23 protein-coding genes are annotated in these 25,543 nt (G+C 31.4%); 1 reads left to right on the top strand and 22 read right to left on the bottom strand.

Annotation, left to right across the window (positions count from 1 at the left end; all coding sequences use genetic code 11):
• Nucleotides 1–60: 60 nt before the first annotated feature.
• The 11 genes from ACY2U7_RS07900 to ACY2U7_RS07850 form a co-directional block, all read right to left on the bottom strand.
• On the bottom strand, nucleotides 61–1,188 hold the full coding sequence (locus ACY2U7_RS07900; RefSeq protein WP_461816191.1) for a hypothetical protein: 1,128 nt from the start codon (nucleotides 1,186–1,188) through the stop codon (nucleotides 61–63).
• Nucleotides 1,188–3,314 (bottom strand): hypothetical protein, encoded by a 2,127-nt coding sequence (locus ACY2U7_RS07895; protein WP_461816190.1) that lies wholly within the window; start codon nucleotides 3,312–3,314, stop codon nucleotides 1,188–1,190. Before ACY2U7_RS07895 ends, ACY2U7_RS07900 begins: the two co-directional genes overlap by 1 nt.
• 12 nt (nucleotides 3,315–3,326) lie before the next feature.
• A complete protein-coding gene (locus ACY2U7_RS07890; protein WP_461813207.1) occupies nucleotides 3,327–4,199 on the bottom strand; it encodes an ABC transporter ATP-binding protein in 873 nt (290 codons plus the stop codon).
• A gap of 4 nt (nucleotides 4,200–4,203) precedes the next feature.
• Complete coding sequence (locus tag ACY2U7_RS07885; RefSeq protein WP_461816189.1) at nucleotides 4,204–5,712, bottom strand: hypothetical protein; 1,509 nt, start codon at nucleotides 5,710–5,712, stop codon at nucleotides 4,204–4,206.
• 351 nt (nucleotides 5,713–6,063) lie between these two features.
• Entirely contained in the window at nucleotides 6,064–6,945 is an 882-nt protein-coding gene (locus ACY2U7_RS07880) for a helix-turn-helix domain-containing protein (protein ID WP_461812865.1), read from the bottom strand.
• A gap of 200 nt (nucleotides 6,946–7,145) precedes the next feature.
• On the bottom strand, nucleotides 7,146–8,861 hold the full coding sequence (locus tag ACY2U7_RS07875) for a recombinase family protein (protein WP_461816188.1): 1,716 nt from the start codon (nucleotides 8,859–8,861) through the stop codon (nucleotides 7,146–7,148).
• Between the two features lie 104 nt (nucleotides 8,862–8,965).
• Nucleotides 8,966–9,124, bottom strand: a complete 159-nt coding sequence (locus ACY2U7_RS07870; RefSeq protein ID WP_461812867.1) for a hypothetical protein — start codon at nucleotides 9,122–9,124, stop codon at nucleotides 8,966–8,968.
• Nucleotides 9,125–9,408: 284 nt separating this feature from the next.
• On the bottom strand, nucleotides 9,409–11,394 hold the full coding sequence (locus ACY2U7_RS07865; RefSeq protein WP_461816187.1) for an FtsX-like permease family protein: 1,986 nt from the start codon (nucleotides 11,392–11,394) through the stop codon (nucleotides 9,409–9,411).
• Nucleotides 11,387–12,154, bottom strand: a complete 768-nt coding sequence (locus ACY2U7_RS07860) for an ABC transporter ATP-binding protein (RefSeq protein WP_461812869.1) — start codon at nucleotides 12,152–12,154, stop codon at nucleotides 11,387–11,389. Before ACY2U7_RS07860 ends, ACY2U7_RS07865 begins: the two co-directional genes overlap by 8 nt.
• Nucleotides 12,155–12,267: 113 nt before the next feature.
• Nucleotides 12,268–13,200 carry an ATP-binding protein gene (locus tag ACY2U7_RS07855; protein WP_461868121.1) on the bottom strand — a complete coding sequence of 311 codons (933 nt, stop codon included), beginning with the start codon at nucleotides 13,198–13,200 and terminating at the stop codon, nucleotides 12,268–12,270.
• 44 nt (nucleotides 13,201–13,244) lie between these two features.
• A complete protein-coding gene (locus ACY2U7_RS07850; RefSeq protein ID WP_461816185.1) occupies nucleotides 13,245–13,916 on the bottom strand; it encodes a response regulator transcription factor in 672 nt (223 codons plus the stop codon).
• A 500-nt stretch (nucleotides 13,917–14,416) separates the two neighbouring features.
• Here ACY2U7_RS07850 and ACY2U7_RS07845 point away from each other — a divergent pair, with 500 nt between their 5' ends.
• Nucleotides 14,417–15,682: a peptidoglycan-binding protein gene (locus ACY2U7_RS07845; RefSeq protein WP_461816184.1), complete on the top strand. Its 1,266-nt coding sequence runs from the start codon at nucleotides 14,417–14,419 to the stop codon at nucleotides 15,680–15,682.
• A 48-nt stretch (nucleotides 15,683–15,730) separates the two neighbouring features.
• Here the strand turns inward: ACY2U7_RS07845 and rseP are convergent, their stop codons facing one another.
• The 11 genes from rseP to ACY2U7_RS07790 all read right to left on the bottom strand — a co-directional run bounded on the left by rseP (nucleotide 15,731) and on the right by ACY2U7_RS07790 (nucleotide 25,468).
• Nucleotides 15,731–16,756 (bottom strand): RIP metalloprotease RseP, encoded by a 1,026-nt coding sequence (rseP, locus tag ACY2U7_RS07840; RefSeq protein WP_461812873.1) that lies wholly within the window; start codon nucleotides 16,754–16,756, stop codon nucleotides 15,731–15,733.
• 4 nt (nucleotides 16,757–16,760) lie between these two features.
• Nucleotides 16,761–17,903, bottom strand: coding sequence for a 1-deoxy-D-xylulose-5-phosphate reductoisomerase (locus tag ACY2U7_RS07835; protein ID WP_461812874.1), 1,143 nt, complete (start codon nucleotides 17,901–17,903; stop codon nucleotides 16,761–16,763).
• A gap of 13 nt (nucleotides 17,904–17,916) precedes the next feature.
• On the bottom strand, nucleotides 17,917–18,720 hold the full coding sequence (locus ACY2U7_RS07830) for a phosphatidate cytidylyltransferase (RefSeq protein WP_461816183.1): 804 nt from the start codon (nucleotides 18,718–18,720) through the stop codon (nucleotides 17,917–17,919).
• Nucleotides 18,720–19,430, bottom strand: a complete 711-nt coding sequence (uppS, locus tag ACY2U7_RS07825) for an undecaprenyl pyrophosphate synthase (protein ID WP_461816182.1) — start codon at nucleotides 19,428–19,430, stop codon at nucleotides 18,720–18,722. The genes ACY2U7_RS07830 and uppS overlap by 1 nt, the downstream gene beginning before the upstream one ends.
• Nucleotides 19,431–19,513: 83 nt before the next feature.
• Entirely contained in the window at nucleotides 19,514–20,065 is a 552-nt protein-coding gene (gene frr / locus ACY2U7_RS07820; RefSeq protein WP_461816181.1) for a ribosome recycling factor, read from the bottom strand.
• 33 nt (nucleotides 20,066–20,098) lie between these two features.
• On the bottom strand, nucleotides 20,099–20,794 hold the full coding sequence (gene pyrH / locus ACY2U7_RS07815; protein ID WP_461816180.1) for a UMP kinase: 696 nt from the start codon (nucleotides 20,792–20,794) through the stop codon (nucleotides 20,099–20,101).
• 120 nt (nucleotides 20,795–20,914) lie between these two features.
• On the bottom strand, nucleotides 20,915–22,231 hold the full coding sequence (locus ACY2U7_RS07810; RefSeq protein WP_461812959.1) for a M18 family aminopeptidase: 1,317 nt from the start codon (nucleotides 22,229–22,231) through the stop codon (nucleotides 20,915–20,917).
• Entirely contained in the window at nucleotides 22,224–23,093 is an 870-nt protein-coding gene (locus ACY2U7_RS07805) for a phosphatidylserine decarboxylase (RefSeq protein ID WP_461816179.1), read from the bottom strand. Before ACY2U7_RS07805 ends, ACY2U7_RS07810 begins: the two co-directional genes overlap by 8 nt.
• An 11-nt stretch (nucleotides 23,094–23,104) precedes the next feature.
• Complete coding sequence (locus ACY2U7_RS07800) at nucleotides 23,105–23,722, bottom strand: CDP-alcohol phosphatidyltransferase family protein (protein ID WP_461813002.1); 618 nt, start codon at nucleotides 23,720–23,722, stop codon at nucleotides 23,105–23,107.
• A 13-nt stretch (nucleotides 23,723–23,735) separates the two neighbouring features.
• Nucleotides 23,736–24,770, bottom strand: coding sequence for a lysylphosphatidylglycerol synthase transmembrane domain-containing protein (locus tag ACY2U7_RS07795; RefSeq protein ID WP_461812961.1), 1,035 nt, complete (start codon nucleotides 24,768–24,770; stop codon nucleotides 23,736–23,738).
• Nucleotides 24,767–25,468 (bottom strand): phosphatase PAP2 family protein, encoded by a 702-nt coding sequence (locus tag ACY2U7_RS07790; RefSeq protein WP_461812962.1) that lies wholly within the window; start codon nucleotides 25,466–25,468, stop codon nucleotides 24,767–24,769. Before ACY2U7_RS07790 ends, ACY2U7_RS07795 begins: the two co-directional genes overlap by 4 nt.
• Nucleotides 25,469–25,543: the final 75 nt, after the last annotated feature.

Raw genomic sequence — 25,543 nt, 5'->3', positions numbered from 1 at the left:
AATTAGTTAATGGTCAAATGTCAAATATTGACTTAAAACCTATGTTATACACTTTTTGATTTATTTTATTTCTTCAATTTTTTGCCAGTTTTTATCTTTTAAATGATAAAAATAAGGTTCTCCTTCCTTGTAAATCCAATATCCATTCTCCGTTTTGTCTTTCACGCTAACTTTATCTAAATCTTGATACTCATCAAACAAATATTTTTTTTCCTCAAAATCATACCAATTACCGTATATCTTTTTTTTGTCACCATTCTTCACATTTTTACGAAATTCAACATGATCTTCCCTTGCCCAAACTTCATCTATATCATCTTTCCATTTCAACACAACCTTTTTTTCCTGTGTTTTTATATTATAATTCTCCAACTGTTTTTTTCCTTCGGACTGCAAATAGAGTATATCATTTTTAATAATTTGCATATCACATACTTTCGCTGTATAGACTTTATCTAAATTGCCAGTTTTAAAATCATATCTCAAATAATCACATTCTAGATTATGTCCTGATTCTTCCCAAGGTACTTGGGCCAAATATATAGCATTTCCACTGCCTCCGCATGGAACTGTATATTTCCCCTCATTCTCTGCTCCATTTAGCAAAATAGTTTCCTTTTTTGTTTTTAAATCATACAATACAATCGATGGTTCTGCTGTAGTTAAACCACTTCCATCTTCTAGTTCCTTTTGCGTCTGAACCGATAATATAACTTTTCCTTTATATAATCCAGCTTGATTTGGAAAAACTTGAGCATTTTCAAATGTATGTAGTTTTTTCTTTCCACTACCATCTTCTTTCATAGAATATAATTCCAATTTCAAATCTTCCTCTTCTTTTTGCACTATAAAATATACCATTCCATCCGAATACGCCATGCATCCCACAGTTCCTTTTTCAACTGCTGGGCACTTTTCAGAATCATGTTTACAGTTAACCTTTTGACAAAGCACCGTCTTTTTCCCTGTGTTTTTGTCTACAAAAAAGATAGGTGTATATTCTCCTTCCCATTTGACTCCATATATACCATTATTAGATTCGGTTAGATTTGCCATAACTAAATATTCTTGTTCATCTTGAAATCTGTCTTTCTCTGTTTTTTCTTTTGTACCTTCATCCTTTCCACATGCTGTCAGCGTTAAACATACAAGTAGAAAAAAGACTACTATAAGTTTTCTCTTTTTCATCATCTATTCTCCTTTCTTCTTATTAGATATGTAACTATTCCCAAAATACCACAACCTGCTATTACTATTTTAAACTGTGCAGTAAACACAAAAATCAAATTATAGCCCCAACTAAGTACTGCTACAGGCACATGCGAAGATAATATTACAGGCACTACCGTCAACCCCAAAATAATTCCAGTTAACATGTGCTGATTTCTCACCTTTTTCGCACAAGCTGATAAAAACATAACAATAATACTTACTACAATGCATTGAATTATAAACCCTATCAAAAAGGCAACTCCTATAGAAGTTTTTCCATGATTCTCCCAATATTGTGGTAGACATCCTACCGGAGCAAACCATTCCAAATCATACATATAGTTTTCCTTTGCAACCACCATTCCTTCACTGCAAAGTATAAAAGGAATACTGTACAAAAGAACTATTCCAATTTTTAATCTCCATATTTTTTTACCACCAGTCCAAGACGTGTCCTGCAGTACTTCCATTCCTGTTTCTTTTTCTTTCTGATATATAACTGGAATCAAAAAGGCAAAGGAAACACATAACAAAATGATCATCATTCGTGATACTACTGTGTTTTCAAATAACAGATCATATTGTCTATCTTTCAATATTAATTGAATCTTTTCATCTTCTAGTAAATTTTCAATTCGCTCTACATATTTATGAAATCCTCCTACACATTCAAGTTGCTGTGTAAGGTTATCCATTTTGATAGGATCCTCAGTTTGATTCAATTCATTTTCTAAATTTTTCAAACGTATTTTCTCTGCAGCAATTTTGTTTTCCGTTTCTGTTGTAATTCTGTTTCCAAATTCATCTATATATTTCTGATAATAAACTTCATCTGTTCCTATATAAGTTTTATATTGATAAATTGTTATTGCCTGTATACCCATACATGCAACAAACAAAAAGATGCCCCCCTGATAAATCCACATTTTTTTCATCTCATAATAAAACAATCCATGTGGATTCTTTTTTCTTTTTTCTTTACGAAAATATGTCTTTTTTCTTTCTTTTGGACAATGTTTTCCGCTTACTAGCAATAAAAAAATAGAGAGAATAATACATATTGGTATCCATAAACTCTGCTCAATAAAGATATTCCCAATTTTAAGAATTTCATAATTTTTCAATATAGATTCGCCTGTAAAAGATCCCCAAATATTCCATATCCTAAAAAACGATTCAATTCCTTCCCCATTCATTGTATTTTGACTAAATACACTCCACCCCATAATAATCGTCAATCCTAATGTTGTCTTTAATTCCGATGTAGACCATCTAGCTAAAAATATGGCAATTGCTACAAGAAGAAATGCTGCAAGTCCTTGTAATCCTATATAAGCAATAACATATGTACCTATATTCCAAGCATATGGAACAGAATAAAATCCTGGCACACTTTGTATTGCTGCATCTATAGAAATAAAACCATATTCTCTACCTGCCAACCCAATGTGAATTAAAAATGTTCCTAATAAATAAAGTAATAATGCTCCATATACCGTACAACTTTTCGCAATAAACAATGACTTATCCCCCCGAAACATTGTACGCGCAAAGTCTGCTTTTCCATTTCGTTGTTCCTGTATAAACACAACACTTACAAGGTAAATCAGCAAAACAATAGCCAAAATATAATGCACATAGAAATCTACAACTTTCAAAAAACCTTGATATGGTTGACGCTTCATTGGTGCTTTAATTTTAAGATTCTCATATTTTTTTGCTATACGTTCCATATATTGATTCTGTTCTTTATTTTTTGAAAAAACAGAAATACTTTGATTTTGTTTATATCTAGTCTGAATAGATTTTCGATATGCTTCATATCCATTTATAGTTGATATCTCATCTTCTAAATATGAAATTGCTTTATATTGTTCATAACCACTTCTTTCTTTTTCTTTCCGCAAGTAATGTATAGCTTCTTCTTCTGTCATATTATCCATAGCTTTATGGAATTCTAGATAAGGCTGATGTTCTTCTTTATCACGATTTAATTCTCCTTGAAACACTATCCCCGAAAGAACTAAAAACAAAAATACAATTTTCAAAACCGACGCATTTTTCCATAGTTTTTCCCATTCATATAAAATTAACTTCACCATCTTGTTTTCCCTTTACTCTTCTTTGGCACTAAAGTAATATAAATATACATCTTCCAAATCAGGATACACATCAACCGCTTGTTCTGGTCGTTCTTCTCCTGGTTTTAATAAAATTTTAGCGTAAATTTTTCCTTCTCTTCGATACATACTACTAATTCGATATTTTTTCTCCAATATCTCCAATTCTTCCTTTGCTTCCAACTCGCAAACTTTTCCACATAAACTTTCTGTAAGTTCCAACGCACTACTTTCTGCCAAAAGTTTTCCTTTATTTAAAAGCAACATTTTATCAGCAATCAGTTCCACATCACTTACCACATGAGTGGCTATTAAAATGATTTTATCTTTTGCACACTCTGCAATTAGATTTCTCATTTCAATTCTCTTTTTCGGATCAAGTCCCGCTGTAGGTTCATCTAAAATCAATACCTTGGGATCATCTAGTAATGCTTGAGCAAACATAAGTCTTTGTTGCATTCCTCCTGATAAAGTCCGAATCTTCTGTGTTCTCACATCCCAAAGGCGTACCTTTTTTAACAGACTCAAAGAAGATTCTTGTACTTTCTTCTTATCCATTCCTTTCAAGGCACCAACATAATGTAAGTATTCTTCTACTCCAAATTCAGAATACAAACAATGTTGCTGCGGCATATATCCTAACAATTTCAAAAAATTTTTTCTGTCTGTTCGAATATCTTTCCCATCAAACAATATAGTTCCTGTTGTAGGTTCTATAAGCATACAAATCAACTTCATAAAGGTGCTCTTGCCAGCTCCATTCGGTCCTAAAAGTCCATATATTCCTGGGGAAAGTTGTAAATTCAATTGTTTTAACGCTTCTTTTTCTCCATAACATTTTCCAAGATTTTTTATTTCTAGTTGCATTTTATTACTCCTTCCAATCTTCCAACTGTTTTTGTAAATGCAAAACAACTTGTTCTACTCCCTTTTCTTTCAATTTCTGTTCCTGTTCCTGTATAAATTCTTCAAAATTAGGTATCTCTTCAAATTCTGTCTTGCTTTCTATATCATTATAAATCCGCATAATTTCTGCTAACTTTTTAGAAAGATTTTTATCTAACACAGGAGTAAAATTGCTATATGGATAAACTCTAGTTTGTTTCAGTAATTTTTCTGTTATCTTTCTTTTTTCTTTCACTTCTAACTCATTTGGGTATGCAATCCTATTATTCCCAATACTCTTAAAACTTCCCATAGATGATAACGTTATTTGTCTATCTTGATAAATAGCATGCTCATTTTCTAAGCGATAATCTTTATCTGGAACTCCATAAATCATAATATTAGACAATTGTTCATCGTACATGGATGCTGTTAACACATGAACTGCTAATTCTTTTGCATCACTATTTTTCAAAACTCCATTTCCAAATGACGATTTCAGTCTCTTGTCTCCTAATGTTATCTCCAGCCATTTCTTTTCTCGCTCTTGTGTCAGTTCTTGTATTGTTGGTATATCTGTTATACAAAATATTGGATTTCCATTTTTATATTGACGTTCTATATGGGCATCTAAATTTTTCGTGTAAATCATGTGATTGATTTTCAACATCTGTTTCATTTCTGGTGTATCTAATAAATTAACTATCTTCTTTTCTTTTATGTCAACTGCCAAATTACAATCTCTAGAATTTCCTATAACTGGAATATATCTATTTTGAAAGTATCCACTATATTGTAAATCAGAAGCTGAAGTCAAATAATATTTATCATCCAAAAGGCGTTCTTTTTCAAAATACGGTTCAAAAAATGCAATAATTTCCTCTGGAGTCATATTTTTTATCTTTTCTTCCTCTAAATTTATATGATATTTTTCTAAAAACGGTTTATAAAACATACATGTTAATTGCGACACAGTTACATTTCCTCTAGGTATTTGATATGTTTTTTTGTTAATTGCATTTACCTTCCAAATAGATTCTGGAATAACCTTAAGAACTTTTTGATTTTCTTCTTTCTTTAAATACTCATTAAGATTCAAAAATTTATCATACTCCAATGGTGAAAAATTAACGATGTCTGCATCACTATCTTTACTTATCAAATTTTCTATCATCTTTGTCTGAAACAAAAATTCTTTTTTGCTCAAATCCCTACTATCAAAATCTTCTTCCTTTGCTTCATATCTATTAGGCATATATTTAAAAACTACCTTTGCAGATATATTTAGTTCTTCTAAACGTTCATTAAATAATTGAAATCGTTCTGACTTTATTTCCTGATACGCTTTTGCTTCTTTCACGCCATAGGACTCAGGATCAGAAATATACCACACAATTTCTTTCTTTTTTGAGGAACACCCACTCAAAAATATCCCAAACAAAATCAACATTATTGTTGCTAAAAAATAATTTTTATTAATTTTTTTCTTTTTCATAGTTCCTCCATTCTATAAGAAAGAGTGCCAGTGAAATCTAGATTTCACTGGCACTCTTTCTTTGATTTCTAGTAATTCTTTAAACTGACTTATATAACCATCGTCTAAATAATATGAGATACATATTTTCACCACTGATATAGATATCAAAATATACACATATATTTGTATAATTACAATATCATAGCGTTTTAATTTTGTCAATCTTTCGCTCTCAAAACACAATCATTTTGCACTATTTTTTCTAATCGTACAGATAAAATATCATGCAAAATCAACAAATATTTTCTATCACTTTATTATATTTATTAAGCTCCAAATAAAATTCAAGCAGAGTTTATACATTTATTTTTAATATTTATAATACATTTTCTTTATATAAAAACAATACGAAATAAATGCTGGAATACCAATCCACAACATAACGGCAATTAGTGTCACTATTTTAAAATTTTCTATTGTCAACGAGCAACCAACATATAAACAAGCTATTGGAAGAGATATAATTCCTATTATTTTATGTGCCACATTCCATGTATCTTCATCTCGGATCGTCCATGGTAATCTTAATCCTGTATGCCTTGTAAACGGAAGCTTAGGGGAAATTATTCCAACAAAAATGATTATGGAAGTAATCAATACTATAGCAAATATTTTTTCTTGATATTCTAAAAACATGTCATCACTTAACAAAATAAACATCGACCCAAAAATCGAAACTATCACTATCGTCAAATTAAAAATTGTTGTTAACCGTAATATTTTTAGTTTCATATTTGTTGTCGTTTCCCTTGTCAATAATGTTAAGTTTCTATACAAAATAATAACTGCTATTATAATACAAAATCCAGATAGTAAAATAGATATCTCAGGTCTTTTTATACTTAAATTAATGAACATTGCTAAAAATGATAAAAATATTATTATTCCCCTTTTTTCTCCTGCTCTTTTTCGAAGAATTTGTTCATGTTGCATTTCTACAATTTGCTCATTTAATCGTGCAAGTTCGTCTGTCAATCTATGTACATTTTCGTCTTCAAATTCAACTCCCAAAAGCGAACTAATTGGCACATCCAATAACGAGGCCATTCGCACCAACACTTCTGCATCTGGAACAGATAAAGATTTTTCCCATTTCGACACTGTTTGACGTACCACATGAAGTTTAACAGCCAATTCTTCCTGACTCATTCCTTTTTTCTTTCGATATTTTTTAATATTTTCACTAATCATATCTTCACCTTCTTATTTTCAATTTTTTGTATCGATACCATCTTCACTGTATATTATGTACAATAAATATACAAGCAACAAAAACTAACATTGCTTAAAATTGATTTATCATAAACATTATCTTTTAATATATCAAAACATATAAAAATCTGCTGGCTTTTTATCACCAGCAGATTCTTCATTAACGAAACATTTGACTTTTATTTACCGGCCATCTGTTTTTCTTGTTCTTCAATCATTTTTTTTAACATAGTATCCGAACGACACATATTAGACTTATTTTTAAGCGCTTGCTTCTTTTGATGAGCAGAACGCTTTTCATAAAATTTGGTGATATCATATCCAATGTTCATCTTGAATATTAGTTCCATTTTTGTATCATCTACTTTTTTAGCATATATTTTATCAAAAAGTAAATCAATTGTTTGCTTGTCAATCTCATCGGCTGCTACTTCTCCAAATACTAAAACCTTTTTTCGAATTTTATTTGCAATGTCATGGAATTCATCTTTTACCGTCTGGTTTTCAAATTCAGATAATCGTTGTTTTAGTACATCTTCTTCCTTTTTAAATTCAACATCTTTTTCATAAAAATCATCATCAGATAATCTTCCGTTTAAATTATGATCTAATATTTTATTCCTTTTTCGTTTAATCTGTTCTAATGCTTTCTTTAGTTTTATAATTTCTTTTTCATAATCAGTATTATTCAGTATTCCTTTTAAAAGAGAAATATAATCTTCCACAACAGAATAAACATTTCCAATTTTTTCATTAATAATTTCTCGTGTAAGTTCAATCAATTCTGATTCCTTAATATTAAACGAGTCACACGATGAAGCTCCCTTTGTTTTTCGTACGGAGCATTCCCACGAAAGATCATAGCGATTGCTCTTTTTCCCTCTTGATCGCAACCAATAAGTTGCCCCATCATTAGCACAGATTATTTTACCTGTAAAAAGATTTTCGTATTTAAATGAAGTTTTTTGAGAGCCAAAAAGTTTTTCTTTACGTTTATTCAGTACTTTATTGGCTGCATTCCATATTTCTTCGCTTACAATGGCAGGAACGGTAGTTCCTTCTGTATCTTTATAAGTAACCCATTCTTCTTCTGGAATAAAGCGTTGTTTTTTAGTAAACATATCTTCTATAACAACTTTTCCTCCACAAAAATATCCTTTATATTTGGCATTCCGAATAATATTTTGAATCGTTTTTGAAGAGATTGGTCCACCATAACGGTTTTTATATCCCATATCAAACAATTCCTTCGACAGTCGATTTGTGCTTGAATTACCTGTAGCATATTGCTCAAAAATATAACGGACCGCATCTGCAGTTGTTTCATCAATCGTTAGAGTACAGTTTCGCTTTTTGTACCCATACATATTATCTGTTCCTAATACATGACCGCGCTTTATGGAGATTCTATGTCCAGTCTTTACTCGTGACGAAATTCTTCTAGATTCATCTTGAGCTTGTCCTGCCATGATTGTAAGAAGAAATTCAGAGTCTTCAGACAAAGTGACAATATTGTTATTGATAAACCATATTCCAACTCCATAATTTAATAATTCACGGGAATAGCGAATACTATCTAATGTATTACGAGCAAAACGAGGGACTTCTTTTGTAATGATAAAATCAAATTTTCCACGCTTTGCATCCTCAATCATTGTATTAAATCCTTCTCGTTTCTCAACAGATAACCCGGACACAGCATCATCGACATACCTTCCAGCATATATCCAGTTTGGATTACTTTTAATAATCTCTTCACTATAAAGATTTTGATTTACAATGGATGATTTTTGTTCCTCTTTATCAGTACTTACTCTGTCGTAATGAACAACTCTCATCTTTAAATCTTGTATTCTCTTTACCCTTAAATCTTGCCTTGCTTTATAAACATCCATTTTTATTTCTCCTCGTATTTTATAAAGCTATATGCGTCACCTCATTATAGCCACATTTTGATTTGTTTTTCAACATTTTCATATAGGAAATGTATGGAAACTTACTATACAATTTTAGCCATTTCTATATAAGATTCCACTTTTGAAATTTTATGATTGATTTCCATTTGCATTTTTTCATACGTTTTATCATTAATAATTTTTTCGTTGTGTAATTTTTGATTTAATAATTTCATTAATAATATTTTGTTATAATATTCCATGACAAATCCTCCATCTTGAGTATTAACGCAATGTTGCATTTCATTCATCTTTGCATATCAATATGGAAAATTTTCAAAAATGTAACTCTATCCTTGAATAGAATTACAGAACTTAAATTGTATGTTTTAAATACAATGGCTGTTGAACTAGCAAGTCAGGTCTGACTAGACGTTATAAAATAGAATTGCTTTATAAAGAAAGACCTCCCAGTGTCAGTTATCACTCTAACCACTAGGAGGTGCGTATATAATACATCGTCCTTTTGTATAGATTTAATTTCTTATTATTTTACTATACGATAATATTCTTTTGTTGTTATCATAAATACAATTGTATAAAAAATCCCAAACATAACGACTGTCACCACAGTTGTTCCCGCTATTAATTTTACATTCTTTAACGCAAATGCAGAAAGTAATTTTGTAATAATCTTAAATGCCACTAATACATGGAGTACTGCGAAAACAAGTGGAAGATAAAACACACTCATTACCTGGCTTTTTATTGACGATTTTACTTCTTGTTTGCTCATGCCAACTTTCTGCATAATAGAAAATCTAGCTTTGTCACTATAACCCTCTGAGATTTGTTTATAGTAAATAATTAACACTGTAGCCATAAGAAATAATCCGCCAAAGAATAAGCCTAAGAATAGAAACATACCATATAAAGAAAAAAATTCTTCCCTTTCGGTTTCTCTAAATTCCCCTCGAATATTATTCGCATTCATAGGAAATATTGCTTTCAACTCTTCCGAAGCTTTGATTATATTGTCTTTATTCCCCTCAAAATCAAGACTTTTATAATAAGATTCCTTCGCTCCACTTTTATCCTCTCCAAGCAAATCTATAATTGCTTTTTGATTTGGCAAAACAAAATAATATTCATCAATCATCATTTGCACTTCTTGATCTATATTTTTCATTTCAATTGTTTTTACACGAAATCTTTTATTATTAATTATTAATTCATTCCCCAAAAGTTTCTTTCCCTTTGTCGCATAACAAATCACTTCATTTTCTCCAAGAATTTCATTTCTTTTTTCCACTTGATTAAAATTTTCTAATGTCATAAATTGAATTTCACAATAGGTTGAAACATCTAATGTCCCTGGTCCTATATTATCTACATTAGTTTCAAATACATTTTTCTCTTTCGATGCATCTATCTCTGTATGAAAATAAGATATTTCCCCTTTTTCTTTCAAATTATATTTTTGTAACACCCTATCAATTTCTTTATCAATGTTTTTAACCATTGTTTCTTTATCTATATTTTCAGTTAGCTCCCCCATAATAATACACTGTTTTGGAAATCTCATACGCAATATATCTTCCAAACCTGTATATAATGCTAAAGTTGACGATAACATAATCAATACCATAGTACTTAAAATACAAATATTTCCAAGTCCTACTGCATTTTCTTTCATACGATAGAGCATTCCTGAGATCGAAGTAAAATGTTTTGTTTTATAGTAATATGTTTTGTTTTTTCGTAATATTTTCAAAAAAGCAATACTTCCAGATGTAAATAAAGCATACGTTCCGATAATAACAAGAATAACTGCAATAAAGAAAACCCCTAGTGCATTCATCACACTTTCTGTAGTTAATGCTAAATAATATCCTACTCCTAATGAAACAACACCTATAATTGCCATAATTTTTTTAGTTTTGGGTTCTCTATCCCCTTGGTTACTTCCATGCAGTAATTCAATCGGATTTGACAATTTTACTTGAAAAAGATTAAATATTAAACATGCAAGAAAAATAATACAAAATAGAATAATAGTAATGAAAATAGCTCTAGGTTCGATAGAAAATTTCATATGTGTATCAAAATGAAGAATTTTAAGCATAATTAAAAAAGCGAATTTCCCAAAGCAAATTCCTCCTATAATTCCACCCAAAAGACTTATACACGTAATAATACACATTTCAACCATAAGCATTTTAGCAATATTCGTTTTTCCAAGTCCTAATATATTATAAACTCCTATTTCCTTTTTTCTCTGCTTCATTAGAAAACTATTTGTATAAAAAAGAAAAATAACTGAAAAAATCCCTACTATTGTCACTCCCATAGAAAGCATTTCGCGAAAAACTTGTTCTCCAGGAGCCCCCACAATTCCTTTGTTTTTCGTTAGTCCGTAAATAATATAAAACATCATCACTGTAATTATGCAAGTAATGATATAAGGAACATACATTCTTCTACTATTTTTTATATTTGTTATCGCTAATTTGCTATAAACAGCACTATTCACCCATTTCACCCCCAGTAGTTAAAGCTGTTAATGTATCGGAAATTTTTTGATACATTTCTTCATTGGATAAATTTCCTCTATATAGTTGATAGAAAACCTCCCCATCTTTAATAAATAAAACACGCCTTGCATTGCTTGCTGCTTTTATACTATGTGTTACCATTAAAATTGTCTGTCCGTCCTGATTAATTTCAGAAAAAAGTTTTAGCAATTCATCTGACGCCTTAGAATCTAATGCTCCTGTAGGCTCATCTGCAAGAATCAATTGTGGTTTTGTAATTAATGCTCTAGCAACTGCAACTCTTTGCTTCTGTCCTCCGGAAACTTCATAGGGATATTTATTTAAAATTCTTTCTATCCCCAGCTTTTTTGCAATTGGAGAAAGACGTTCTTCCATTTCATCATATTTCTTCCCTGCCAACACAAGTGGCAAAAATATGTTGTCTTTCAAACAAAAAGTATCTAACAAATTAAACTCTTGAAAAACAAATCCTAAATTCTGTCTTCTAAATGCCGCCATTTCTCTCTCTCGAATTGTGGATAAATCTCTTCCTTTTAACAATACTTTTCCACTTGTAGCTTTATCTAAAGCAGCTAAAATATTCAATAAAGTTGTCTTTCCTGAACCAGACTCTCCCATAATTGCAACATATTCTCCCGGCTCAACAGAAAAACTAACATCAGAAAGTGCTTTTACTGTATTTCCTCCAAATCTGGTTGTATATACTTTTTTAACATTTTTCACTTCTAAAATTGACATTTTATGTCCCCCTTTCAATCTTTCCTCTTTATTATAAAAAAGGGAGAATTGCATTGCCATAGATTTGGCTTACAATTCCCCCTTCAAACTTACAAAATTGTCATAAATAAATTTTATTCTCTGTTAAAATCAATTATTACTTTTGTCCCTTTTCCCACCTGTGACTCTAACAACAATCTATGTCCTAGTTTATTCAATACTTCTTTTGTTAAATATAATCCCAGTCCTGTAGATTTATGATTACTTCTTCCATTATATCCAGTAAACCCTTTTTCAACTACCCTCGGCAAGTCTTCAGCACTGATCCCTATTCCTGTATCTTCTATTACAAGTAAATTTTCATTTGTTTTATCTATATAAATCGAAACACTTCCTGCCTTTGTATATTTCAACGCATTCGAAATAATTTGTTCCACTGCAAACAAAAGCCACTTTTCATCAGTCAAAACAATTACTTCCATTGATTCAAAGTTCAATTTAATTTTTTGTAAAATAAATAATTTAGAATATTTTTTAATTGCAGTTTTTATGACCTCAGAGAGCGAATAGTAGTTCAACACCATATCTTGAGACATTTGCTTTTCTCGCAAATAATGCAGTACCATTTCCACATACTGCTCTATTTTAAATAATTCTATAGATAGTATTTTACAATCAACCTCGCCTGATTGTAATAATAGATGCATTGCAGAAATCGGTGTCTTAATCTGATGAGCCCATAACATATAGTATTCTTCAGCTTCTTTTGCTGAAATATCCATAGAAGAGACTAAGTTTTTTCGACTTATATATAATTCTGAAACCATCTCTTGATAGGTATTCTCTAAAAGCCCCTTTGCTTCAGGAAATTCACCTAGTTCATATTCCAATTGTCTTTTTAAATATGCCAATTTTTTATATTTCTCTATATATTTGATCAAATCAATCACAGCAATTACAGCAACGCTTATTCCACAAATAAATAAAGCATAATTTATATCTGCTGAATTTAATCCATACAAAAATGCAAAAATTTTTATCTGCATTGCGCAAAATAAAAAAATCAATACATTCTTTCTTTTCTCCTTTATATACGACAGCACCAACTTCATCATGGAATCATATATCCTATTCCTTTCTTGGTAACAATGAATCCTTTAATTCCAATTGTTTCCATCTTTTTTCGAAGCCTTGTTACATTAACAGTCAACGTATTATCATCTATAAATTCTTCGTTTTCCCATAAATGCACCATCATTTCTTCCCTAGAAACTATTTCTCCTACCTTTTCTAAGAGAATTTGTAAAATCTTATAGTCATTCTTAGTTAATTCTAACCTCTTTTCTTCATAGGATACACTCGCATCATTCAAATTCAAAACTACCCCTTTATGTTCTATTACATTTACACTTCCTTGAAACGTATATGTTCTTCTTAAAAGAGCTTGAATTTTAGCCGTAATTACATTTAAATCAAATGGTTTTTCAATAAAGTCGTCCGCACCCATATTAATCGCCATAACAATATTCATATTATCCGAAGCAGAAGAAATAAAAATCATCGGTACCTTTGATACTTTTCTAATCTCACCACACCAATGAAAGCCATTAAAAAATGGCAATGAAATATCCATCAATACTAAATGAGGGGAAAAATCCCAAAATTCTTGATACACTTTTTCAAAATCAGTAATACATTTAATCTTATAACCCCATTTTTCTAAATGGTTCTCTAAAATTTTAGCAATCATCATATCATCCTCTACAATGAGTAATTTATACATTTTCTTCCCTCTTTTCTGCCGAATATTATATATAAAGTATAGTATAAAATAAAACTTATTTTTACACAATGTAAAATGGCTATTAATTAATCTATCTAATCAATAGCCATTTTACTTAAACACTTCAATCATTCTGTTTTACCTTTTTGGTGGTCTGTACCTTCCTTTCATAATTTTCCCTTATTAACTCTCTAATTTGATTATTACATTTTTAAAATTGACATTTCAATATTGTATATCATCATTAGATGTCTAATAAGAATATAACCTTTCCGTAGATTATATTTTTCATAAATAAAATAAATATTAGATTATCAGTTGAGTGATATCTGCTATTTGTTTTATTTATTTTGTATACTGTTATTATATCATCAAAAATTAAATTGTCAATACTTTTCTTTTATTTGTTTTTATTTTTTTCTTTATTTTATTTTAAAATGTAAATTCACATTTATTTTATTCAAACATATATATATTGTAAAAAATATCACGAGGTATTTATGTGTTCTTCTCATGTAATGCAAAACGATACTATCGATAAAGGTACCCTTCAACTAAATATTACCTCTGCTATTACTTCCTATCCAATTTCAGATGCAACAATCAGTATTTATTATACCGGTGTTCCAAATAACCAGTTGGAACAATTAACTACAGATTCCTCTGGCCAAACCGAGACAATCGAATTAGACACTCCCCCTTTAGAATATAGCTTAAATCCTTCTATAGAATTACAACCTTATTCTGAATACACTTTTCAAATTAGCGCTCCTGGATATGAAACAATGAATATCGCTGGAGCAGAACTACTTCCATCAGTAAAGGCCATACAAAATGTTGCTTTAAAACCATTGGATACAAGTACACCAAAGCAAGATATTTATGTGATTTCAGGGCATACACTTTACGAAGAATACCCACCTAAAATTTCTGAAGATGAAATTAAACCTATAGATGAAACAGGAGAAATTGTACTTAGTCGTGTTGTAATTCCTGAATTTATCGTTGTACATGACGGCTCTCCAAGAGATAGTACTGCTAAAAATTACTATGTCCGCTATCGAGATTATATTAAAAATGTCGCTTCTAGCGAAATATATGCTACATGGCCTATTTCTACTATCCAAGCAAATATACTTGCTATTATGTCTTTTACATTAAATCGTGTCTACACAGAGTGGTATCGGAATAAAGGGTATGATTTTACAATCACTTCTTCCACAGCCTTTGATCATAAATGGATTCCAAATCGAAACATCTATGATACTATTTCTGGTGTTGTTGACGATATTTTTGCAAATTACCTTTCGCGTCCGAATGTTCGCCAACCAATTCTTACACAATATTGCGATGGTCGTCAAGTTACTTGTCCAAATTGGTTGACTCAATGGGGATCTTTATCACTTGGCGAACAAGGGTATTCCCCTATAGAAATTCTACGATATTATTATGGTGACAATATTTATATAAATACAGCTCAGGAAATATCCGGTATTCCGTCTTCATGGCCAGGTTATGATTTAGAAAACGGTACTTCTGGTGATAAAGTTCGACAACTACAAGAACAGTTAAATGTGATTTCCGATGCTTATCCTGCACTTCCTAAAATAAATGTAGACGGTATCTACGGTCCAGAAACTACAAATGCCGTCAAAAAATTTCAATCTATTTTTGGCTTATCCAGTACAGGAATTACCGACTATCCTACATGGTATAAAATCTCCCAAATATATGTCGGTGTATCTCGTATAGCTGAATTAACATAAAAAAATGCAGGGATATGACCTCTTATCATATCTCTGCATTTTTATCATTTATAGCAACCTCTTAATATCATTAAATAAAACAAAAATCATCAAACCAAAAAGAAGCATTAGACCAGCAAAATGTACCATACCTTCCTTTTCTGGTGGAACACGTTTGCCTCTTATCGCCTCTGCAAATAAAAAGACTAATCTTCCACCATCTAATGCTGGCAAAGGAAGTAAATTCATCACTCCTAAATTCGCCGAAAGTAAAATTGATAAGTTAATTAAAGAAAAAATCACAGAAGAAGCTCCATAGGCTTTATTCGCCTCATAAGCATCTCCAACCACATCTACAATACCTACCGGACCAGATAATTGATCCATTCCTATTTTCCCTGTAAATAACATCTTCAAACTTTGTAATGTCGTTTCAATCCAATATTTAACCTCGTATACACCGTATTGTAATGCTGTAAAGGCATTTGCCTTTTTATATTTTCCTTGTGTAACTCCAATTAAATATTGTCCTTGCTCATTCTTTTTTGGAGTTAATGTAGTCTCATACGTCTTTCCATTACGCCTATATTCAAGAGTCGTTTTTTCTCCTTGATGAAATTGATTGTACACAGAAAGTTCTCTAAATAAATGAATATTTTTTCCATTAATTTCTGTTATCACATCACCTTTTTGCAATCCAGCTTCCTGTGCTGCTGAATTCGGAATAACACTCCCTATCTCTGCCTTATCATAACCTACCCAACCAACAATAATTACAGATAAAATAAATGCTAAAATAAAATTAAAAATTGGACCAGCTGCAATCACTGAAATCCTTGCCCAAACAGATTTATTATTAAAACTTCTCTCATCTGTATTTTCAACATCATCTTCTCCCATCATACATGCACCACCTATTGGTAGTAGTTTGATAGAATATTTTGTTTCTTTTCCTTTTTTACTGACAATGGTAGGCCCCATTCCTATACAAAATTCTTCAACATAAACTCCATTTTTTCTCGCCAAGAGAAAATGGCCAAGTTCATGGAAAAATACAATAAAACTAAATAATAATAGTGCGAGAATTATTCCCATACCTTTACCACCTGCTTTCTATCTGCTTATATACTTCTTGTTCTGTTTCTAATATTTCTTCAACAGATGGATTCATAATATTTTTATGATTCCTCATACATTTTTCAATAATTTCTGGTATTTCTAAATAACGGATTTCCCTATTCAAGAATTTGCAAACAGCTAATTCATTCGCAGCATTAAATACTGTAGGTAATGAACCACCCACATTTCCAGCTTCATATGCAAGGCGGAGTCCGTAAAATGTTTCCATATCGGGTTCTTCAAATGTAATTTGTGACAACTGTTTGAAATCCAATCTTTCTCCTGGCAAATATCTTCTTTCTGGATAATATAACGCATACTGAATTGGCAATTTCATATCTGGCGTTCCCAGTTCTGCAATAATAGCTCCATCTACATATTCTACCATAGAATGAATAATACTTTGTGGCTGAACAACTACTTCTATCTGTTCCATTTCAACATCAAATAGCCATTTTGCTTCGATCACTTCCAATCCTTTATTTACTAAAGTAGAAGAATCAATAGTAATCTTTCTACCCATTTCCCAATTTGGATGTTTAAGTGCATCTTCCACCTGAATATTTTCCAAATCTTCTCTTTTTCTTCCTCTAAATGGTCCTCCTGAAGCAGTTAGGAGAATTTTATGAATAGATTTTCCGTCATTCCCTTGAAGTGATTGAAAAATAGCACTATGTTCACTATCTACAGGAAGAATAGATACTCCGTGTTTTTTTGCCAATGGCATAATAATATGTCCAGCTGTTACAAGTGTTTCTTTATTTGCTAATGCAATATCTTTGCCAGCCTCAATTGCTGCTATTGTTGGACGTATCCCAATCATACCTACAATCGCTGTCACCAAAATCTCTGTTTCTGGTAAAACCGCTATCTCAATCAATCCATCCATCCCTGATACAACTTTTACCGATAAATCTGAAATTTTCACACGCAGTTCTTTCGCTTTTTCTTCAGACCAAACCGCTACAATTTTTGGAGAAAATTCTCGAATTTGCTTTTCTAATAAATCAATATTATTCCCAGCTGCCATCCCTACTACTTCAATATCTTTATTTTCTCTGACAACTTCTAATGTTTGTGTTCCTATCGAACCCGTTGAACCTAAAATTGCTATTTTTTTCATTTTATTTCCTCATTTATTTCATTAAAATAACCGATAAGTAATAAATAATTGGTGCTGTAAAAATCACACTGTCAAATCGATCCAAAATACCACCATGACCTGGGATTAATTTCCCGTAATCCTTAATATCATAATTTCTCTTAATTGCAGAAGCTGCTAAATCCCCTACTTGAGAAATGATAGATCCAACTCCACAAATAATGGCATAATGAAGAATATTAGCGTCTGCTCCTGTTGCAAATTTATTAATTGCTAATGCATATACTGCCCCTAACAATGCAGCTCCAAGAATTCCACCTATACCTCCTTCTATTGATTTCTTCGGACTTAACTTTGGTGCCATCTTATGCTTACCAATTAGCATTCCCACACAATATGCACAAGTATCACTTCCCCACGAACAAAGGAAAATCAACCAAACAAGAAAAACTCCCTGTGAAAGCATTCGTGTCTGATACACATAAGAAAGCATCATTGCTACATAAAAAAGTCCGAAAAATATAAACATAACCTGTTGTGCCACATATTTTGGAAAAGAAAACACATATACAGCCATTAGTAGAACAAGAAAAGCTATCACAAGAGGCACTATTTGTTCTTTACTTCCAAATCGTATGCAAATATAATACATAATTCCAGCCAAATATCCCACAAGTCCAAGAAAACTTTTATGTGCATTTACCACTTTATATAGTTCGCTCATACCAATCAAACTAATGAGAAGTAGAACACCAAACAATAAATCTTGCCCCGTTATAACTATAACTAACGCAAGTATTACAAGGACAATTCCACTTAACAATCTTGTTTTAAACATTATTTTTCCTCCTTTGTTCCACCGAAACGTCTATCTCTATTATTATAATGCAAGATGGCCTTTTCTAATTCCTTTTTCGTAAAATCAGGCCATAAAACATCTGTAAAATAAAATTCTGTATATGCTAATTGCCACAATAAATAATTTGATAAACGTAATTCTCCACTTGTGCGTATAAGCAAATCCGGATCTGGAATATCATGTGTGTCTAAATAAGTCTCGAACACTTTTTCTGAAATATCTTCTACTTCTAATTTTCCTGTCTTACAGTCTGTCACCATCTTCTTCATAGCACGAACCATTTCGTCTCTACTTCCATAGTTTAACGCAATTTGAAAATTCAATCCATCATTATTAACAGTCGCTTTTTCCAATTCATCAATACGCATTCGAATATCTTCATCCACCCCCGTTTTATCACCTAAAACGCGGATTTTCATATGATTCTTCTCTGCCGTCTTTAAACAAGTTTTCATATAGTTACGCAATAATTTCATCAAAGCATCTACTTCTTCTTTTGGTCTACTCCAATTCTCAGTAGAAAATGCATATACTGTCAAATATTTAACTCCTAATTTATATGCTTCCTCACATATTCTCTCAACGTTCTTGCTTCCTTGCACATGTCCATAATTTCTTGGCATTCCTTTTGCTTTCGCCCAACGTCCATTTCCATCTAAAATGATTGCAATATGTTTTGGTACGTTCATATTCTTTCCTCCAATAGTTCCATTCATACAAAGAGGGGCACAATATGCACCCCTCTTATTCTTCCTAAAAAATGAATTCCTTTTTATACAGTCATAATTTCTTTCGATTTTTCTTCGATTGTTTTATCGATATCTTTAACATATCTATCTGTTAATTTCTGTAATTCATCTTCTAAGTCTTTAATTTCATCTTCCGAAACTTCTGTTCCCTTTAACTTTTTAAATGTATCATTCCCATCACGACGAATATTACGAACAGCAACTTTAGCTTGTTCTCCCTTTTTCTTTACATCTTTTACAAGTTCTTTTCTTCTTTCTTCTGTAAGTTCAGGGAAAACAAGACGAATTGTACTTCCATCATTCGTTGGATTAATCCCTATATCAGACATAAGTATCGCTTTTTCAATCTCCTTAACCATAGATTTTTCCCATGGCTGAATCTGAATCATACGTGCTTCAGGTACAGAAATATTTGCTGCTTGTTGAATCGGTGTTGGCACTCCATAATAATCAACTGTTAATTTATCTAGTACATGTGGATTCGCACGACCTGCACGAATTGTAGCCAACTCATTCACTAAACTATTATAAGATTTTGTCATCTTTTCATCAAATATTTTTATTCTCTCATTCATATAATCTGTCCTCTACTTTCTTCTTACTATCTACTATACAGTCACTTTCGTTCCTTTAAAAGTTCCTGTCATCGACTCTACAATACTATTTTCTTCATTTAAACCAAACACAAGCATTGGCATCTTATTTTCCATACATAGGATAGATGCTGTTAAATCTACTGCTGCTAAACGTTTATCAATTGTTTCCTGAATAGAAATCTCATCATATTTCTTTGCATCTGGATTTAATTTTGGATCACTATCATAAATACCATCAATTGCTTTTGCTAAAAGCATTGCATCTGCCTCAATTTCAATCGCACGAAGAACAGCACCTGTATCTGTTGAAAAATATGGATGCCCTGTTCCACCTGCAAAAAAGATAACTTTTCCATTGTTTAACGCTTCCACTGCAGCATCTTTAGAAAATAAACTTGTAAATGCTCCACATACAAACGGTGTAAATACTTCTGTTTGCATTCCAACGTGTCTAAAAATATCCGACACATAAATACAATTCATTACAGTTGCAAGCATACCAATCTGATCCGCTTTTGTTCTGTCGATTGTTTCACTTGTTCTTCCTCTCCAAAAATTTCCTCCACCTGTCACAATGGCCACTTGTACTCCTGAATCAACTAATTGTTTTACTTGGTTAGCAACACCGATACAAGTTGCTTCGTCAAATCCTGTTTTTTTATCTCCTGCTAGTGCTTCACCACTTAGCTTTAACAACACTCTTTTCATCTGTTTCTCCTCGCCTTTGTTTTTTCTTTCAATAAGTTTATTATAGCATAAGTTTTTTCCTTTCTACAAGTACAAAAATGAAACAAAAGGTGCCACCCATACTTGAATGACACCTTTTAATTATGCTTGCTCAATATGGAAATTTCCATTTCCATCTGAAATAACTACTGATTTATAGAACTCTTTTGCCACTTCAATCAAATAATATGTGTCTTTTATTCCACAAGTTTCATATGGGGAATGCATTGCAAGTTGTGCTATTCCAATATCTACTGTATTTACAGCAACTTGTGTATTAGAAATATTACCAAGAGTAGAGCCTCCTAGCATATCTGATCTATTCACAAAATTCTGATATGGCACTTCTGCTTTGTCACAAATTGTTTTAAAAACTGCAGCAGAAACCGCATCTGTTGTATATTTTTGATTAGCACTATATTTAATAACAATCCCGTTGTTTAAATATGGACGATTTGTTAAATCAGTCTTATCACTATGATTAGGATGTACACCATGAGCATTATCAGCCGAAATCATAAAGCTATTTGCCAACGCTCTCAAATACTCATCTTCCGTTTTGCCTAATCCGCGATTAATGCGTCCTAAAGTATCTTTTAAAAATGTTGATGCTGCACCTTGTTTTGTTCCGCTTCCGACTTCTTCATTATCTAAAACACAATGAACACTTACAGCTTTTTGATTTTTTGCTTGCAAAAATCCTTTTAATGATGCAAATGCGCACTGTGTATCATCTAATTTTGGCGAGGAAATAAATTCTTCATTCGCACCCCAAATACTTCCTTTCATACGATTATATAAATATAAGTCACTTCCTAAAATATCTTCTTTTTCTACTTCTGCATATTCTGCGATAACCGACATAAAACTATTTTCTTCTGTTATATTACTATAAAGAGGCAGCATATCTGTTTGTGCATTATATTTATATCCATCATTCACTTCTCTGTTCATATGAATTGCAAGATTAGGAATCATCACTAAATCCCTATCCACATTAACAAGTTTTGTTTTAATTTCGTTTTCTCCACGTACAAGAATTCTTCCAGCTACAGATAACGGACGATCAAACCATGGTGCACAAAGCATACCACCATACTTTTCCACATTTAGTTTTGTGTATTGATTTTCTACAGAAATTTCTGGATTTTCTTTAATCTTAAAAGTAGGAAAATCACTATGACTAGCCATTATTTGAAAACCAACATAATTTTCTTTTGGAATCTGAAAAGCAATTAATGATGATTCGTTCCTTGATACGTAATATTTCCCTCCACATTTTAAATTCCACTCTTGAGATTCATATAATTCTTCAAAACCATTTTCATTTAATTCCTCTTTCATATTTTGAATCAAATGAAAACAACTGTAACTTCTTTCAATAAATGATAATAATTCTTTCGCTGTTTCTTTATACATCTTTTCGCACTCCTATTCCTTCTCCCATTTTAACTAATGTTTCATACGCACATTCTGTATTCTTCAAAATGTCCTCATCAACTTGTACTTTGTCTTTTTGCGTTAACAATATAATTGTTGAACCTCCAAAAGCAAAATTTCCTTTTTCTTCCCCTCTTTTTACTTGCGCTTCTTCATGATGGTTCTCAATTTTCCCAACTAACAGTGCTCCAACTTCCATCATTAAAATAGTGCCAAATTTCTTTGTCTTTAACAAAGAATATTCTCTTGTGTTCTCTTTATAAATTGGGTACACATCATTTGCCACTGGATTCACTGTGTGAAAAACACCATTTATTCTAATATTCTTTGATTTTTTTCCTTCAGCCACATAGCAATAGCGATGATAATCTTCCACCGACAGTCGAAAAATCCAAGCGTAGCCTTCTTCATATTTTTTTGCCAATGTCGCATTTTTCAAAAGTTCTTCTACGGTATATGAAGTATGTTTAATACAAAAGCGACTTTGATTACTTATTGGATAAACCGTAAGTTTCGCATCACATGGGCTAATAAATGTATTTTCATCCATATTTATTTTTCTTGCTTCTGCTTTAAATTTCCTTTTAAAAAACTCATTATATGATTCAAATTTATTTTTTTCACATAATGATAAATCAATATGATTTAATTTTACAAAAGGAGCAATCAATACTCTTGATAAAGAACTATCTAAAATTTTCCCGCCAACTTCTGACACAAGCGGAACTGTCAAGCATTTCACCAGTACTCTACCAATTGTACTCCCATATAACCCTTTTAATAATTTATCTTGAAAGTCATTCTTTCCTTTTATTTTTCCATCTCTATCTCTATATTTCATTTGATTCCCCACTAAATAATATGTGTAACCTTCAATACTGCCAATGCTACAATAGCAACAATAATAGCTAAAACTTTATTACCAGGTTTTTTTAATTGGAAACGCAAAATAAGTAAAAATCCCACAACAAATACAATGATATGTAAGATGAGCACAAAATATCCTGCCATACAAGGTTTCAACAAATAAATAATTGGCAAAATAATCGCCATTGTTGTTATTGGCAATCCTTCATAATATTTCCTAGCTTCGGAAGTTTCTTGTTGTCTCTTTTCTTCCATAACATTAAAATATCCTAAACGAATAACCGATGCCGTACCATAAAATGCTAAAATCGCAATTCCAAATATATCTTTTAGTCCTAGGCAATAGCATAATATAACCGGAAAAGCCCCGAAACATACCACATCACAAAGTGAATCTATTTGTATTCCAAATTTTTTTTCATCATCAGTTCTATTTTTCATTGCTCTTGCAATTTTTCCATCAAACATATCGCATAATCCCGAAAATGCTAAACAAAATATTGCCAATTTATAATGTCCATTTACCGTAAATATCATTCCCATAATGGATGAGATAAGTCCGATATATGTTAAAATTACTGAATAGTTATAAAATCCTATCATCATTCTTCCCTCTTTACTCTATCATTTCTTTTCTTTTTCCTAATGTAAATTGTGCAACAACCGTCATAATTGCACTAATAAATAATTGTGCGTAATAGCCTAATCCCCTGCTCAAAATCATTCCAGGCAATAAAAATGCTGGACTAAATATTGGAACAAAAATAATCAAAAATAATTTTTCACTGATTCCCATCCCACCCGGAAGTGGAAGCATATCTACTGCTATCGAAATAACTGCTTGCAACAAAACAATCTCAACAATTCCTTTTCCTGAAAGTCCAAATGCACAGTAGACAAAGTATGTTGTTAAAAACAATGCGATACGTTGTAAAAATGTAATTAAAAGTACATTCAACATTACTTGCACATGACTTTTTAAATATTTAGCAGTGTCATTATACAAATTCATAGAATTTTCTAATTGTATCATACGTTCTTCTTTATGCTTTAAAATATGTAATTTTTCAAGCAATCGAAGCCCCTTTTTCATAATCGCTTTCGCAAGGACAGGATGAAACACAAGAATAAGCATAAAAGTCACGCACATCACATTTAAACTTACTCCCAAGTAAAATACTGGAAGTATTCCAGTTAAATATTCCTTAACAAACCCTCTTCCTAGCAAAAGAAGAAACACACCAATAAGTACAAGTACCATTTTATATGTAATAGTTACAATCATCAATACCAATGTAGATACCGGTATTGGAATTCTTTCTTTTTTCATGTAATAGATTTGCATTGGCTGTCCTCCACTCGCAGATGGCGTAATACAACTAAAAAAGAAACCTACCGATGAAAAAAGAAAACATTTCCACTTTTTCAATTGAATAGATAATGAATGCATCAAATAATAAATGATAATCGATTCTCCCCAAATGAACAGGATAACACATATTATGCCAAAAAGAATAAACTCAAACCGCGCATTCCTAATCACTCGAATCACTTGTGTAATATCTTCTCCCTTAAACACACCATAAATGGTCAAACCGAATACGAGAAATAGAAATATAAGATTAAATACATTCTTCTTTACATTTTTCATTCCCCTTTTCCTCCCATTTTAAAAATTTTATTGCTCATTCCTTTCCAAAAATGCATATATTTCACATAAAATCTTGTATGCTTTGTAAACCATAATGTTATTTCAGCAATAACAATACCAGCAAGCACATCAATAATTACATGTTGCTTTGTTGTTAACGTAGAAACGAACACCAAAATTGCTATAATACACGAAGTCCATCGATACCATTTTGAAATTTTCTTTTCTCCTCGTATTCCAATATAACAAAACCAACTTACTAAACAATGAATCGATGGAAACAAATTATCCGCTGCATCTACTTGATACAAAAATCTCATTCCTACATTCCATATTCCTTCCCCTGAAATATCAGGACGAATATTCGTTGTCGGAAAAAGAATAAAAAACAAGAAACAAATAATTCTTGAAATCATATCCGCCAAAAAAAACTGATATGCTTTTTCTTCATCTTGTTTTGCAATAATAAGATAATTAAGTATCCAAAAAATATAACACCCAAAATAAATCAGTAAACTTTCTGGAATAAGTGGTATCTTTTCATCTAAATGGCTTGTCAATATATAATGATGCCAATCGCCTGCAATCATTCTTGATCCGCTATACACTATACTATTAAACGTAAAAGCAAAAATAAGTATCAAAAACCTATCCACAGGTAGTATTTTTTCAATACATCTTTGTATTCTTTTTCTCATATATCTCCTCACATTCGCCTAACATCTATCTATTATAGCAAATTTTCCACTTAGGATAAAGAAAATAAGTCAATC

Source organism: Faecalimonas sp., assembly GCA_029264305.1.
Lineage (GTDB): Bacteria > Bacillota > Clostridia > Lachnospirales > Lachnospiraceae > Faecalimonas.
This window is presented reverse-complemented; position numbering and strand designations above follow the sequence as displayed.

Excerpts from the sequence above, each read along its gene's own strand:
- ACY2U7_RS07810 (WP_461812959.1), bottom strand. The coding sequence starts at position 22,231 with ATGTATAAAGAAACAGCGAAAGAATTATTATCATTTATTGAAAGAAGT.
- rseP (WP_461812873.1), bottom strand. The coding sequence starts at position 16,756 with ATGGGAATAATTCTCGCACTATTATTATTTAGTTTTATTGTATTTTTC.
- uppS (WP_461816182.1), bottom strand. The coding sequence starts at position 19,430 with ATGAACGTACCAAAACATATTGCAATCATTTTAGATGGAAATGGACGT.
- ACY2U7_RS07860 (WP_461812869.1), bottom strand. The coding sequence starts at position 12,154 with ATGTCAATTTTAGAAGTGAAAAATGTTAAAAAAGTATATACAACCAGA.
- ACY2U7_RS07795 (WP_461812961.1), bottom strand. The coding sequence starts at position 24,770 with ATGAAAAATGTAAAGAAGAATGTATTTAATCTTATATTTCTATTTCTC.
- ACY2U7_RS07895 (WP_461816190.1), bottom strand. The coding sequence starts at position 3,314 with ATGGTGAAGTTAATTTTATATGAATGGGAAAAACTATGGAAAAATGCG.
- ACY2U7_RS07830 (WP_461816183.1), bottom strand. The coding sequence starts at position 18,720 with ATGTTTAAAACAAGATTGTTAAGTGGAATTGTCCTTGTAATACTTGCG.
- ACY2U7_RS07875 (WP_461816188.1), bottom strand. The coding sequence starts at position 8,861 with ATGGATGTTTATAAAGCAAGGCAAGATTTAAGGGTAAAGAGAATACAA.
- ACY2U7_RS07800 (WP_461813002.1), bottom strand. The coding sequence starts at position 23,722 with ATGATAGGATTTTATAACTATTCAGTAATTTTAACATATATCGGACTT.
- ACY2U7_RS07900 (WP_461816191.1), bottom strand. The coding sequence starts at position 1,188 with ATGAAAAAGAGAAAACTTATAGTAGTCTTTTTTCTACTTGTATGTTTA.
- ACY2U7_RS07890 (WP_461813207.1), bottom strand. The coding sequence starts at position 4,199 with ATGCAACTAGAAATAAAAAATCTTGGAAAATGTTATGGAGAAAAAGAA.
- pyrH (WP_461816180.1), bottom strand. The coding sequence starts at position 20,794 with ATGAAAAGAGTGTTGTTAAAGCTAAGTGGTGAAGCACTAGCAGGAGAT.
- frr (WP_461816181.1), bottom strand. The coding sequence starts at position 20,065 with ATGAATGAGAGAATAAAAATATTTGATGAAAAGATGACAAAATCTTAT.
- ACY2U7_RS07850 (WP_461816185.1), bottom strand. The coding sequence starts at position 13,916 with ATGTATAAATTACTCATTGTAGAGGATGATATGATGATTGCTAAAATT.
- ACY2U7_RS07845 (WP_461816184.1), top strand. The coding sequence starts at position 14,417 with ATGTGTTCTTCTCATGTAATGCAAAACGATACTATCGATAAAGGTACC.
- ACY2U7_RS07880 (WP_461812865.1), bottom strand. The coding sequence starts at position 6,945 with ATGATTAGTGAAAATATTAAAAAATATCGAAAGAAAAAAGGAATGAGT.
- ACY2U7_RS07885 (WP_461816189.1), bottom strand. The coding sequence starts at position 5,712 with ATGAAAAAGAAAAAAATTAATAAAAATTATTTTTTAGCAACAATAATG.
- ACY2U7_RS07805 (WP_461816179.1), bottom strand. The coding sequence starts at position 23,093 with ATGAAATATAGAGATAGAGATGGAAAAATAAAAGGAAAGAATGACTTT.
- ACY2U7_RS07790 (WP_461812962.1), bottom strand. The coding sequence starts at position 25,468 with ATGAGAAAAAGAATACAAAGATGTATTGAAAAAATACTACCTGTGGAT.
- ACY2U7_RS07835 (WP_461812874.1), bottom strand. The coding sequence starts at position 17,903 with ATGAAAAAAATAGCAATTTTAGGTTCAACGGGTTCGATAGGAACACAA.
- ACY2U7_RS07870 (WP_461812867.1), bottom strand. The coding sequence starts at position 9,124 with ATGGAATATTATAACAAAATATTATTAATGAAATTATTAAATCAAAAA.